Annotated in this window: 9 protein-coding genes and 1 pseudogene; all 10 read right to left on the bottom strand. The window is 69.5% G+C overall.

Going from position 1 to position 13,837, the window contains the following annotated elements; translation table 11 throughout:
- Positions 1–3: 3 nt before the first annotated feature.
- Entirely contained in the window at positions 4–1,458 is a 1,455-nt protein-coding gene (locus JNW87_RS00210) for an L-fucose/L-arabinose isomerase family protein (protein WP_109802222.1), read from the bottom strand.
- A 134-nt stretch (positions 1,459–1,592) separates the two neighbouring features.
- A complete protein-coding gene (locus tag JNW87_RS00205; protein WP_109802223.1) occupies positions 1,593–3,644 on the bottom strand; it encodes a bifunctional aldolase/short-chain dehydrogenase in 2,052 nt (683 codons plus the stop codon).
- A gap of 61 nt (positions 3,645–3,705) precedes the next feature.
- On the bottom strand, positions 3,706–4,872 hold the full coding sequence (rhaI, locus tag JNW87_RS00200) for an L-rhamnose isomerase (RefSeq protein ID WP_109802224.1): 1,167 nt from the start codon (positions 4,870–4,872) through the stop codon (positions 3,706–3,708).
- Between the two features lie 94 nt (positions 4,873–4,966).
- A complete protein-coding gene (locus tag JNW87_RS00195) occupies positions 4,967–7,111 on the bottom strand; it encodes a family 43 glycosylhydrolase (RefSeq protein ID WP_238452673.1) in 2,145 nt (714 codons plus the stop codon).
- Positions 7,108–7,743, bottom strand: a complete 636-nt coding sequence (locus JNW87_RS00190; protein WP_109802225.1) for an NPCBM/NEW2 domain-containing protein — start codon at positions 7,741–7,743, stop codon at positions 7,108–7,110. The genes JNW87_RS00195 and JNW87_RS00190 overlap by 4 nt, the downstream gene beginning before the upstream one ends.
- 1 nt (position 7,744) lies before the next feature.
- On the bottom strand, positions 7,745–7,960 hold the full coding sequence (locus JNW87_RS41150) for a glycoside hydrolase family 99-like domain-containing protein (protein ID WP_375373439.1): 216 nt from the start codon (positions 7,958–7,960) through the stop codon (positions 7,745–7,747).
- A gap of 41 nt (positions 7,961–8,001) precedes the next feature.
- Positions 8,002–9,030 (bottom strand): annotated as a pseudogene (locus tag JNW87_RS00185) (glycoside hydrolase family 99-like domain-containing protein); the annotation flags it as partial.
- A 124-nt stretch (positions 9,031–9,154) separates the two neighbouring features.
- Positions 9,155–11,341, bottom strand: a complete 2,187-nt coding sequence (locus JNW87_RS00180; protein WP_109802227.1) for a family 43 glycosylhydrolase — start codon at positions 11,339–11,341, stop codon at positions 9,155–9,157.
- Positions 11,338–12,576, bottom strand: coding sequence for a glycoside hydrolase family 99-like domain-containing protein (locus tag JNW87_RS00175; protein ID WP_109802228.1), 1,239 nt, complete (start codon positions 12,574–12,576; stop codon positions 11,338–11,340). Before JNW87_RS00175 ends, JNW87_RS00180 begins: the two co-directional genes overlap by 4 nt.
- A gap of 175 nt (positions 12,577–12,751) precedes the next feature.
- Positions 12,752–13,741 carry a substrate-binding domain-containing protein gene (locus tag JNW87_RS00170; protein WP_109802229.1) on the bottom strand — a complete coding sequence of 330 codons (990 nt, stop codon included), beginning with the start codon at positions 13,739–13,741 and terminating at the stop codon, positions 12,752–12,754.
- Positions 13,742–13,837 lie beyond the last annotated feature (96 nt).

The raw sequence follows: 13,837 nt of genomic DNA, 5'->3' as shown, positions 1-13,837 counted from the left end.
CGGTCATACCCGCAGGTCGCGGAACTCGACGTCGAGCAGCTCCGCGACCGCCCTCAGCTCGGCCACCCGGTGCCCGGTCCCGAGCGCCCAGTGATGCCCCACACCGCTCGCGCTCCACGCGTCGGTCCACTCACCCGGGTCGCATCCGAAGTCCACCCGCGAGGTGGTGTTCCCGATCTGCAGCAGCGGCCCGGCGACGACCGTGCCCTCGGACGCCAGGAACGTGTACCGCCCGTCGCGGGTCTGCCCGACGCCGAAGGCGGTCACCGGGCCGTGCTTCACGTCGAACTCGACCGATACGCCCCAGCCCCGCTTACCGTGGTACACGCCCAGCCCCCGCAGCAGCGGCTTGCCGTCGCTGATCGCGAGATGCGCCGGGCCGTCATGGCCCATCTCCACCACGTTGTCGAAGAAGTTCAGTGCCTGCAGCTCGGTGAACGACCCGCCGGCGCCGAGCCGGTCCATGACGAGCATCGCCAAAGACGTGCGCAGCTCGTACTCCCCGGCCGCGGGGATGCCACGCGCGGTGAGCAGGGATGCCCCGAGGATCATGCCGGCGCCGAGCCGCTCGTGCAGCTCGCCCTCAAGGCCCCGGTGGTAGTAGGCGAGGCTGTCCAGCTCGAAGTCCTCGACCAGCCGGTCGAGCCCGACCGACACGCGCGCGGCCCACTGGAAGTCCTCGTCGACGACAGAGTCGTCGACGGCGAAGATCTCCCGCGCCTGCTCCATCTTGGCCCGGACCTGCTCCTCGGTCGCGTCGTTGACGCGTGCGCGCAGGTCGTCGAACTCGACGACCTCCATGTGCCCCCCGAAGTTGGCCGGCACCATGGTCAGGTCGGTGGACACGTCCAGCATGCCGGGATAGAGATGCCCCATCAGGCCGTGGCGGCCGTGCCGCAGGGCAGCGCGTACGCCGGCCGCCTTCACCCAGCGGGCGATCCGCGTCCAGGCTCGTTCGTCCTCGAGGTAACCGGAGACGGAGCGGAACGGGATGCCGCAGCGGGTGAACGTGTTGGCCATTTCCGGCAGTGGGCAAACGCCGCAGTAGGCCAGCCACTGCCCGGTGTCGAAGGTCGCATGGTCCATCGCCTCGGTCGGCTGCAGGTTGATGAGCAGCACCGGCGCATCGCTGCGCTGGGCGATCGGCAGGAGCATCGTCGCGGTCATGTAGGTGGTGAGGAAGCCGACGATGATGTCGCAGCCGGCGAACCGCAGCTTTTCCGCCGCTGCCGCACCCTCCTGCGCATCGGAGATGAAGCCGACATCGACGACGTCCGCGCCGAGGGCATGCATCTTCTCGCTCACCCGAGCCGCCGACTTCTGCAGTTGCGGCAGCAGATCGGGAAACTGTGGCCAGTACGCCCCGAGCCCGCCGGCGACGAGCCCGACCTTGACGCGGCGGTGCGGGATACGGGCCAGCGTGGGGCTGGCGGCGACCGGCTCGGTCGTGGTGGTCATGTCCGTGGTCCTTTCGGGTCAGGGTGTCGGGGTGCCGCGTCCAGGAGCCCCGCGACCAGCCCGGTCGCCAGGACCAGACGCAGCGGGTTGCGTAACCGGGACAGGGCCACAGGAGCTCCTTTCTGGACGGACGATCAGCGGAGGAACGCCGCCGCCACGCCGGCGTCGACGGGGATGTGCAGACCGGTGGTCAGGGACAGGTCGCCACCGGTCAGCGCGAAGACCGCCGCGGCCACATGCTCGGGCAGCACCTCCCGCTTGAGCAGCGTGCGCCCCGCGTAGTACTCACCGAGCTTCTCCTCGGGCACCCCGTAGACCGCGGCGCGCCGAGCGCCCCAGCCGCCGGCGAAGATCCCCGAACCGCGCACCACGCCGTCCGGGTTGACGCCGTTGACCCGGATGCGGTGGGCGCCCAACTCGGCCGCGAGGAGCCGCACCTGGTGCGCCTGGTCGGCCTTTGCCGCACCGTACGCGACGTTGTTGGGGCCGGCGAAGACCGCGTTCTTGCTGGCGATGTAGACGATGTCGCCGCCCATCCCCTGATCGACCATGATCTTCGCGGCTGCCTTGGCGACCAGGAACGAACCGCGGGCCATGACCCGGTGCTGCAGGTCCCAATCGGCCTCGTCGGTCTCCAACAGCGGTTTGGAGATCGACAGACCGGCGTTGTTCACGACCAGGTCGACCCCGCCGAACGCCAGCGCGGCGGCCGCGAACGCCACGTCGATCTGCTCGGCTTCGGTGACGTCCATGCGCACCGGCACGGCGACGTCCGCGCCCACGTCGTGCCGAATCTCGCCGGCGACCGCCGACGCGGCATCCTCGTTCAGGTCGGCGACCACGACGCAGGCGCCCTCCGCGGCCAGCCGCGTCGCGATCGCCTTGCCGATGCCCGAACCTGCCCCGGTGACGAGCGCGACACGCGTCGCCAGCGGCTTCGGCGCGGGCAACCGGCGGAGCTTGGCCTCCTCCAACTCCCAGTACTCGATCCGGAACTTCTCCGACTCAGGGATCGGGGCGTACGTCGAGATCGCCTCGGCGCCGCGCATCACGTTGATCGCGTTGAGGTAGAACTCGCCGGCGACCCGCGCCGTCTGCTTGTCCTTGCCGAAGGAGAACATGCCGACGCCGGGCACGAGGACGATTGCCGGGTCGGCACCGCGCATCGGCGGCGAATCCGCCGTCGCGTGCCGGGAGTAGTACGCCTGGTACTCCTCCCGGTAGCCGGTGTGCAGCTCACGCAGGCGCGCGATCACATCCTCGAGCGGCGCGGTCGCCGGCAGGTCGACCACGAGCGGGCGCACTTTGGTCCGCAGGAAGTGATCCGGGCAGGAGGTGCCGAGCTCGACCATCGCCGGATGCCTTTCCCGGGCCAGGAAATCGAGCACCCCGTCGGTGTCGGTGAAGTGCCCCACCTGGGCCGCGTCGGTCGAGGCGAGCCCCCGGATGACCGGCGCGAGCGCAGCCGCCCGGGCCCGCCGCTCCGCCTCGGGCAGTGGCCCGTACCCCTCCAGCGGCGCACCGAACGGCTCGGCCGCTCCCCGGGTGTCGATGAACGCCTGCGCGCTGCGGATGATCTCCAGCGACCTGGCCTCGCACTCCTGCGAGGTGTCGCCCCACGCGGTGATGCCGTGCCCGCCCAGGATCACGCCGATCGCCTGCGGGTTCTCCGCCTTGATCTTCGCGATGTCGAGCCCGAGCTGGAACCCCGGACGGCGCCACGGTACCCAAACCACCCGGTCGCCGAAGCACTCCTTGACGAGCGCCTCGCCCTCGGCGGCGGTGGCGAACGCGATGCCAGCGTCTGGGTGCAGGTGGTCGACGTGAGCGGTGTCGACCAGGCCGTGCATGGCGGTGTCGATCGACGGGGCCGCGCCACCCTTTCCGTGCAGGCAGTAGTCGAAGGCCGACACCATCTCGTCCTCCCGGTCGACGCCGGGGTAGACGTCGACGAGCGCGCGCAGGCGATCCAGCCGCAGGACGGCCAGGCCCGCCTCGGTGAGCGTGCCGAGGTCACCGCCGGACCCCTTCACCCACATCAGCTCGGCGTCCTCCCGGGTGACCGGGTCGTTCGCGGTCGCCTTGCAGGAGGCGTTGCCGCCGGCGTAGTTCGTGTTCCTCGGATCGGCACCGAGTCGGTGCGCGCGATCGAGCAGAGCGGCGACGGTCGGGTGGGTCGTACTCATGGTGGCCCTTCTCCGGTCTTCTCTTACGGCGGCTGCCTGGTAGTGGACGTGCGGACGACTGTCAGGCGCCCCAGCCCGCCTGCGAGCCGCCCTGCCGCTCGGCGACGAGCCGCTCATGGTGACCGGACCGGCGGTAGGCGGCGATCGGGTCGGGGTCGATGCCCATCTCCTCGCGCAGCTCTGCGAGGATCGGCCGGACGTCGGTGTTGAACGCGTCCATCAGCACGGCGTTGGCGTCGAGCACGTCACCGCTGTCCTGGGCGGCCCGCAGCGCGTCGGAGTCGACCAGCAGCGCCTTCGCGGTGGCCTCCTGCACGTTGAGCACCGACCGGATCATCGCGGGGATCTTCGGCTCGATGTTGTGGCACTGGTCGAGCATGAACGCCACGTCCGCGGCGGGGTCCAGAGCACCGGCCTGCACGATCTCGTGCATGATCCGGAACAGCTGGAACGGGTCCGCGGCGCCGACCATGAGGTCATCGTCGGCGTAGAAGCGGCTGTTGAAGTGGAAGCCGCCGAGCCGGCCGGCGCGCAGCAGCAGCGCCACGATGAACTCGATGTTGGTGCCCGGCGCGTGGTGGCCGGTGTCGACGAGCACCTGGGCCCGGTCCCCGAGCTGCAGGCAATGCGCATACGACGTTCCCCAGTCGGGGACGTCCATCGTGTAGAACGATGGCTCGAAGAGCTTGTACTCCAGCAGCATCCGCATCCCCGCGGGCATCGCGGCGTACGTCGCCTCGAGCGCCTCGGCCAGGCGGTCCTGACGGGCCCGGATGCTGTCCTGCCCGGGGTAGTTCGTGCCGTCGGCGAACCACAGGCTGAGGATCGTCGAGCCGGCGGCAGCGCCGACCTCCACGCACTCCAGCAGGTGCTCCAGCGCCTTTCGGCGGACGATCGGGTCGGGGTTGCAGACGCTGCCGAGTCGGTAGTCGTCCTCCTGGAAGACGTTCGGGTTGATCGCGCCGATCCGGATCCCGGCATCGCCCGCGTGCTTGGCAAGCTCGGCGTAGTCGTCGACGCGATCCCACGGGATGTGCAGGGCGATGCTGGGCGCCACGCCGGTGAAGCGGTGCACGGTCGCGGCGTCGTCGACCTTCTCGTACGCGTTACGCGGCACCCCTTCCTGCGCGAATACCTTGAAGCGGGTACCGGAGTTGCCGTAGGCCCACGACGGTGTCTCGATCCGCTGCGCCCTCAGGGCGGCCTTTGCCGTTGCTGTGTCAGTCATCAGTCGTGCTCCTGGTCCATTACTCTCCGTCGTGGGCTCACTTGTCGCGATCGGTGTGTCAGTCAGTCATTGCCGTCTCCCGCCCATCGCCCGATCACGGGGCGGCCACCACCGTCGTATCGATGCGCAGGTCGCGGCCGGTCTCCTCGCGCCAGGTGGTGCCACCGTCATTGCTGTAGAGGCCCCCGCCGCCCGTCGGGTAGGGGTCGGCGTCGTTGTAGGCCATGCCGTAGCAACCGCGGCTGGCGGCCGAGCGGACGACGAGCGCGAACCGGTCCCCCGCCGCCACGTCGAGGCCGACCTCGACGGCGACCCTGGACGGCGACCAGCTCACCCCGGCGGCTGGCACCTCCCGCCGTGTGAGCGGCTCGCCCGGCCGTCGGTCCGTGCCGAGCCGGGAGACCTCGAGAACCAACGGCCCGTCGGGATGACCGGCCCGGAACGTCGTGTACGAGACGCGCTGAAGCCGTCCATCCCGTCCCGCGGTGAAGGTCTGTGCCCGCTGGATCCGCCCGGTCACGTCGCAGAACGCTCGGAAGCCGAGGTCACCGGTCGTCACGTCGGTGCCGGCGGGCAGCGCCGGGCCGGCGGTGTCGCGTAGCCCGGCGAGCGGCAGGTCGTACCTGCGGCCGCAGGTGATCGGTTCGATCGACCCGTCGGCCCGGAAGCGCAGCGGCTCCCAGTGGTGCCGGGCCAGCGCCTCGTTCGGCGCACCGTTCGCCCACAGGTCGCTCTGGTACAGGTAGACCTTGCCCTGTCGGGCGGGCAGCGCCGCGACGTCAGCGGGCTGGCCACCGCACGAGTCGTTGCTGATCTTGTTGCCAACGGGCGGCAGGGTGGGCCGGTCCCAGGCCGCGAGGTCGCCGGAGAAGTCGTCGGCGAACAGGACGGTGCCGTCCGGCGCGGTGACCTTGACGTCGTCGAAGCGGGCGCTCTCGTGGTCCGAGCCCCCGCTCTCGCGGAAGCCGATCCGTCCCGTGCGGTATGTGCTGTCGGTCGTCTCGTCGATCAGTACCCCGTCTACCCAGGTGCGGATCGTGTTGCCGCTCACCTGGGTGCGCACGGCGTAAGATCGCCCGCCCTCGATGGCCATCGGGGTCTTGACCGTCGCCACGCTCGCGATGCCGCCGCCCCGCCACACGATCTTGGTGAGGTTGCCGCCGGTGGCCCCCGCGTGCGGGTAGTTGCCGAGCAGCCAGGAATAGCCGCTGCCCGGATCGGACGCCCGGAAGACCCAGCCGGCCTGGGCGTACGAGTGGCCGCCCTGCGAGGCGGTCTGCAGCGGTGTCGTGGTGAACGTGAGGTCGTAGTCGGTCCATTGCGCGCCCGCCTTGGACAGACCGATACCGCCGCCATCGACCCGCAGGGCATCGCCGTCGACCTGCCAGCTGTCCTGGGCGGGGGCGCCGGTCCACGGGCCGAGCGGCGTCGGCGCGGTGAAGTAGGAGGTGCCGGTGGTGCAGTAGCCGCAGTTCGGGTCGGACAGGGTGAGGTAATAGCGCCCGTCACGTTCGAACATCGACGGCGCCTCGACCCGGGTCAGGCCCAGCCGGGTGTATTCGCCCGTGCCCGTGCGGTAGGTCGGATCGAGCTTCTCGACCACGATGTCGCCGCCCCGGCGCCAATCGGTGAAGACGAGGTAGGCGGTGCCGTCGCCGTCGACGAACAGATCGTGGTCGCCGTTGTTCAGACCGGGCGGGATGCCGTCGGTCACGACGAGGCGCGGGAACGGCTGCTCGATGAACGGGCCGGTCGGTAGATCACTGGTGAAGACGTGGTAACCGACGCCGATGTCGTAGGAGTTGACCCAGAGGACGTACTTCCCGGTCGCCTCGTTGAAGGCCACATGCGGGCGGTAGCAGCCGTAGGTGTTGCCGTTGCAGCGCTGCTGCCACTGGGTGGTCGAGGCGTCGAAGAGAAGACCCTCGTCGCGCCATTGCACCAGATCGGTCGAACTGTAGGAGGCGAAACCGCAGAACGGCGCGCCGGGGCGCTGCCACTCGTAACCGCACCCGTAGCGGGTGCCGTAGAGGTAGTAGCGGTCGCCGAAGCGGCGGATCTCACCGTCGTGCGCGTCGACCGCGTCCCCGTCCGTGGCGAACCGGATGGTCGACCCGGCCGCGTCGCCGTTCACCACGGTCGTCACCGGTTGCGGCGACTGGGCCGCAGCGGGTGGCGTGGCGACCACGATCGCCAAGGCGGCCGCCACGCTCAGCAGAAGTAGGCGCTGGCGGCTCACGGTCGCTCCCCACAACCCACGCGGGCGTCGGCCCAGTCGGCGTGGTCATTGCTGAAGCCGTCCAGCCACGGCGTCGTGACCAGCTCGAGCGTCTCCACCCCGGTGACGTCGAGATCGACCTCGAGCGAACCCGTCGTGGTGGACAGGACGGTCGGGCTCCACTGGACGCCGTACCGGACTCCGCTGTCGAAGACCTTCTTGCCGTCGGCGACGACCTGGAAAACCACGCTGCCGCCGTTGCCGCGCTGGTCCACCTCGTCATCGACGCCGACGACAGCCCGGAACCTGCTACACCGACCGTCGAGGTCGTACCCGATCTTGGAGCTCGGGACGAGCCCCAGGCCCTTCTGGTAGACCTTGCCGTCCAGCGTGATCGGGCTACCGTCGCCGGCGCCGTTCTCCCCGTTGGACATGTCGCGCTCGACCGGGCCCCACGAGCCAGTCGCGGAGACCCAGTCGAGGTCACTGAGCCAGTAGCTCGACGGGGCGGTCGACGCCTCGGCCTGGACGGCCGCCTGCTGGGCGCCGGCCGCCATCGCCTCGTGCACCTGCCGGGCCGCGGCCGGGAGAACAAGCAGCAGCCCGGTGGCGCCGGCGGCGAGCAGGACGGGTGCGCCTCGGAACAGCTTCATCTCAGGCCCCCTTCCGTACGGCGAAGACCCGCCGGATCGCGTTCAGATACCCGTTGCCGTGCTGCTCGTCGGGCTCGAGATAGCTGCCCTCGGTCCACTCGTTCCAGGCGTTGACGGTGACGATCGGTGGACTGGCGTTGGCGAGGGCGAAGTCCCGCGCGACCGGAGCGCCGTCTCGAACTCCTGGGGAGTGTTGCCGCCGAGGACCGGCGTCCACGGATAGCCGAGGTTCTCCCAGACGTCGCTCTGCACCGTCCGCGGCGAGGAGTCCCACCCCATCGTCACGTTGGGGAAGTACGGGCGGTCCAGGCCGCGGGTCAGGGTGTCCCACACCGTCGCCGCGTGGGCGCGCATCTCCGGGTACGCCGTCTCCGGGAACCGGGTGAACGGCGAGTGGTGGATCCAGACGTACGTGGTGTGACTGTCCATGCCCAGCTGGGCGACCAGCTTGTTGCGGTTGGCCATCGACCGCGGGTGGCTGTCGGGCACGAACGGCTCGCAGTCGACGGTCATGCAGTTGAGGTGCAGTTCGCCGACACCGGCCGCCCTGGCCTTCGCGCGGAACGCGTCGAGGGCGGCGCGGGCGGCGCCGACGTCGCGACCGAATCCGTCGAGGAACTTCTCGATCTGGTAGATGGAGAAGTAGGCGCCGCCACCGACCCGCCAGTACGACGGATGCGTCATGTATTTCTCGACGACGTACGTCGTGAGCGCGTCGAAGGACGCCGGGACCTGGGCCCCGAACAGGGTGGTGTTGCCGACCTTCAATGTGTTGACGGGGTTCGCCCGGTGCACCGGAAAGAGGTTGTTCCAGTCGTGGTTGGCCCACATCAGGGCAAACTTGATCCGGCTGACGTTCGGCGCGCGCAGCAAGCCTTCCTCGAGACACCGGTGCAGGTAGGGCCCCCAGCTGCCGGTGCCGGTGGTGTACCAGTACCAGTCGAACATGAACGCGTCCACGCCGTGATCGGCAGCCGCGTCGATCTTCCTGGCCATCACCGACGGCTGCGCCTCGTCCTGCATGCCCCAGGCCGGCACCTTCGGCTGCTGGTGCCCGGCGTAGCGCGGCTGCGCCCGCTTGACCAGCTCCCACTCGCTCCACCCGCGGCCGAACCAGTACTCGTTGAGTGGGTCGACGTGCCACTGCGGGAAATAGAAGGCAGCCACCTCCGGCCTCGCCTGCGGCCCGGCTGCGACCGCCGCGTCCGGCTGCAGAAGACCGCCGCCTCCCGCGAACGCCGCCGTCGTCGCAGCGCCGGTCAGCTGCAGGAAACGCTTGCGCGACATGGGCGCCCCACCGAGCTGCGCCGCCTGGCCACCTGTCAGGTCGTGCGTCATCCCACCGTTCCTTCCATCAGGTGGTTGCCTGCTTCGGGCGTTCGAGGAGCCCTGATACGCCCGCACCGGGGGGTCATGGCGCGGCCGCCGACACGGCTTCGGTGGCCGATCCGGCCCGCACCGAGGTCTCGAGCTTGAGGTCCCGACCCTGCTCGACCCGCCACGACGTGCCGCCGTCCGTACTGACCAGAGCGGCGCCGCCGGCGTACGGGTCGTCGGGCGCGTACGCCATCCCGTAGCAGCCCCTCGTAACCGTCGGGGCGCTGACCACCACGGCGTACGACGTTCCGGCCGTGACCGCGATGTCGGGCTCCACGGCCACCTCCGCGGGAGCCCAGCTCAGGTCGCCAACCTCGCGGGCACCGGTCCAGAGCACGCCGCCGCGGGTGCCGTCCGGGCGCATCGTCGTGATCGACACCGTCAGCGGGCCGTTCGGGTGGTTGTCCTGGAACGAGGTGTAGGCGACGCGGCTGAGCACACCGGAGCGGCCGGCGATGAAGGTCTGCGCCCGCCGGAGCGCGCCCTTGGTGTCGCAGAAGGCGCGGAAGCCGGCTGAGCCGGTGCTCTGGTCGAGGTCGGCCGGGCTGCGGTCATTGCCCTGCTTGAGTCCCGCGAGCGTCAGATTGTACGCCGCGCCGCAGGTCAGGGGCTCGATCGAGCCGTCGGCGCGGAACCGCAGCGGTTCCCAGTAGTGCGTGGCGAGCGCCTCGTTCTGGTCGCCATTGTTCCAACGGTCTGATTGGAAGAGGTACCTGCGACCACCCGGTGCGGGAAGGACAGCGACATCGGCCGGCTGTCCGCCGCAGGAGTCCTCGCTGATCGGGAAGCCGCGCTTGCGCGGCTCCAACCCGATCCATTGCGCGGTGTCGCCGGCGAAGGCCTCCTGGAACAGGAGGGTGCCGTCGGCAGCGGCAACGCTGACGTTGTCGAACAGGCCGCTCTCGCCGGTCGTCTCACGCAGCCCTACCCGGCCGGTGGCGTAGGTGGAGTCCGTGGTTGTGTCCACGAGAACTCCATCCACCCAGGTGCGGAAGGTCGAGCCGAGCACCTCGGTGCGCACCTGGTAGCGCTGGCCCCCGACGATCGGGAACGGCAGCTTGAGCACGGTGACCTTGGCCGGCTGTCCGTTGACGTAGACGACCTTGGTGAGGTTGCCGCCGGTCGCTCCCGAGTGCGGGTAGTTGCCGATGAGCCAGGCGTAGCCGTTGCGGGTGTCCTGGGCGCGGAAGAACCACCCGGCCTGGGCGTACGCTCCGCCGCCGCCGGTCTGCAGTGGCGTGACGGACAAGTCGAGGGTGTAGTCGGTCCAGTCGAGGCCGGGCTTGCTCACCGTGCCGAGATTGGCCAGCTTCAGCTGCCCGTCGATGATCGGTGCGTCACCGCGCATCGCTCCGGTCCACGGGCCGAGCGGCGACGGAGCGGTGAGGTACGAGGCGCCGGTGCCGGAGCAGTACGCGCAGTTCGGATCGGAGAGCGTCAGGTAGTAGGTCTCGGCGCGTCGGAACAGCGACGGTGCCTCGGTGTTGCGGACTTCGAGCCTCGTGTACGCGCCGCTCCCGGTCGTGTAGGTCTCGTCCAGCCGCTCGACGGCGATGTCGTAGCCGGCGCCGGTGAGCGTGTACGCCAGATAGGCCGACCCGTCGTCGTCGACGAACAGGTCCATGTCGCCGCCGCCGTTGAGCGCCAGCTTCGGCAGGTCCCGCTGTTCCTGAAAGGGCCCGTTCGGAGAGTCGCTGGTCAGCACGTGGAAGTGCACAGGCACCTCGTACGTGTTGACCCACAGGACGTACTTTCGGCTGGCAGCGTTGTATGCGACGTGCGGGCGGTAGCAGGACAGCGTCGAGCTGTTGCACCGCGTCTGCCAGGCGGCCGTGGTGGCGTCGAAGAGCGGGCCTTCGTCGGTCCAGTGGGCGAGGTCCGGCGAGGAGTAGACCCGGTAGCCGCACCACGGGGTGGCGGGGCGCTCGAGCCGCACGTAGCCGCAGCCGTAGCTGGTGCCGTAGAGGTAGTAGCGGCTGCCGAACCGCTGAATCTCCCCGTCGTGCGCGTCGATCGCATTCCCGTTCACGTCGAAGCGAATGGTTCCGCCATGCGCATCGCCGTTGATCACCGTCGTGCTCATCGTGGAGCCGTCGGCGGCCGTGCCGGGCGAGGCGGCTGCGGAGGTCGCGACCGCGGCCAGTGACAGCCCGAGCGCGGCCGCGACGCCAAGCTTCCTCGTACGGGCGAGGGCATGCCGGGCTCTGGTGCGGGCGCTCATCGGGCCCTCGGTGCGCGGGCGACCGCACGAAGTGCGTCGAGATACGCCATTCCGTGCTCGACGTCGGGCTCGAGGTAGCTGCCCTCCGTCCACTCGTTCCAGGCGTTGATCGCCACGATCTTCAGCTCATGCTCCGGCTTGGACACGAATTCGCGCCCAGCCCGCAACGCCTCCCGGAATTCATTCGGGGTGTTCTTGGTGAAGACCGGTGTGAAGGGGTAGCCGATGTGCTCGTACACGTCGGACTGGGCCGTCCGGGGGCTGGGGTCCCAGCCCATGCTCACCACCGGGAAGTACGGCGCCTCGAAGTCGCCGTCGAACCGCTCCCAACTGCGCGCGGCGGATTCGCGGACGGTGTCGTACGGCGTGGCGATCTGGGTGAGCAGATCGTACTCGTGGTGAATCCAGGTGTAATGGGTGACGCTGTCGAAGCCAAGCTCCGCCACCATCGCATTGATGTCTGGCAGCCACTGGTTGACGACGACGTTCAGGTGCAGTTCTCCGACGCCGGCGCGAGCCGCTCGGGCCCGCAGGTCATCGAGCGCTGCGCGGGTTGCGGGGCGTCCGCCGAGCCCGTTCTGCAGGGTTCCGATGTCGTAGATCGAGAAGTAGGCCTTACCGCCGACGCGCCAGTAGCGCGGGTGGCGCATGTAGTTGGCGATGACGTGATCCGTGGCGCGCTCGAACGCCGCGCGATCGGTCGCCCCGGGCATCAGGGTGTCGTACAGGGTGCGGCGCTTGGCCGGGTACAGGTCCCACCAGTCGTGGTTGGCCCACATGAGCGCGAACTTGAGGTCGTCCGCGTTGTCGGCCTTGAGGAAGCCACGGTCCAGGGCACCGTTGAGGAAGGGTCCGTCGTACCAGTACCAGTCGAAGATGAAGGCGTTGAGGCCGTGGCTGGAGGCGGCGTCGATGCGCCGAGCCATCTGCTCGGGGTCGCTTTCGTCGGTGTAGCCCCAGAGGGGCCGCTTCGGTTGGTCGTGGCCGTCGAAGCGGGGGCGGGCCGACTTGAGCACCTCCCACTCGCTCCACCCCGGCCCGAACCACTGCTCGTTGCGGGGATCGGCGTGCCACTGAGGGAAGTAGTAGGCGACGAACTCGACGCCGGGCTCCGGGGCCCGTTCGGTCGGGGTCTGTGCGGCGGCCGGGCTGCCGACCACGCCGTCGACGGCGAGGGCGCCGACGCTCGCGCCCGCCAGGCGGAGAAAGTTCTTGCGGGAGATGGGCGTGCTCATGGGGCACCTACCTCGGGGGCGAGAAGAGGAGGGAGGGGATCACCCGGCGACCGGGGCGGCGCGCCAGCAGCGCCATCAGGGTCTGGGGGCGGTTGAGCAGCAGGGCGAGATCGAATGCGCGCTCGTTTGGGTGCCGTCCCGGAGCGGGTGGGTCCGGCCCCGGGACGGCGCTGGCTCAGCCCGCGAACTGGGCGACGTTGTCCTTGGTCACGAGCGTGACCTTCTGGAACACCTCGCGGTTGCTCTCGTCGTCGTATGTCAGCTTTCCGCCGTTGATGGCCTGCGCCGCGAGTTCCACGGTCTTCGCGCCCATGCCCGCGGGGTCCTGCGCGATGGTGGCCGACAGCCCGCCCTTGCCGATCGCGGTGATCGCCTCGGGGTCGGCGTTGAAGCCGACGGTCACGATGCCCTTGACGGGATCCTTGCCCGCGTCCTTGATCGCGTTGGCGGCGGCGACGCCCATCGGGTCGTTGCAGGCGAAGACGCCCGCGACGTCCGGGTCCTTGGCGAGGGCGTCCTTCATGATCTTGTACGCCTCTTCCGCCTTGGAGTTGCCGGAGAGCTCGGTGACGACCTGGAAGCCCTTGTCCTTGATCTGCTGGTCGAACGCCTGGTTACGCCGGGCCGCGTACACCGCGGAGGGCTCGCAGGTGATCGAGACGACCTTCTTGCTCTTGGCGCCGTTGGCCGCGACCTGCTGGGCCATGTAGTCCGCGGCCTGCTTACCGCCGTCCGCGTTGTCGGAGATCACGATGGCGTCGTACGGGGTGCCACCCCCGCCGATGTCGTCGATGATGACCGGAATCTTCTTCTGCTTGGCCTTGGCGACGATCGGGCCGAGCGCGTCGGGCTTGAACGGGCTGATGATGAGGACGTCTACGCCCTGGTCGAGCAGCGCCTGGGCGCCGGTCACCATCTCGTTCTCGTCGCTCTTCTCGTCGTGGAGCTTGAACTTCCAGCCCTTTGCCTCGACGGCTTCGCGAGTGCCCTTCTCCATCTTCTGGAAGAACTCGTACTGCATGTCGTAGACGGAGAAGCCGACGGTGACATCGCCGCTGGCTTTGCCGGAGGGCTTGCCGCCCTCGGCGGTCGTTGAGTCCGAACACGCGCTCAGCCCAAGGGCGAGCACCCCGGCGAGGGCCAGAGTGGAGAGGGTGGTGCGCACGGTTCCTCCTTTGAAGGTTCCCGCTTGCGTCCCCGCAGCGGGCGGTGAAAGCTGAGACGTTTCAACTGCTGGTAGCGCGTTCTCTTCTGATGTGGA

Origin of the sequence: Micromonospora sp. ATA51 (assembly GCF_016802855.1) — a bacterium.
Classification (GTDB): domain Bacteria; phylum Actinomycetota; class Actinomycetes; order Mycobacteriales; family Micromonosporaceae; genus Micromonospora; species Micromonospora sicca.
This window is presented reverse-complemented; position numbering and strand designations above follow the sequence as displayed.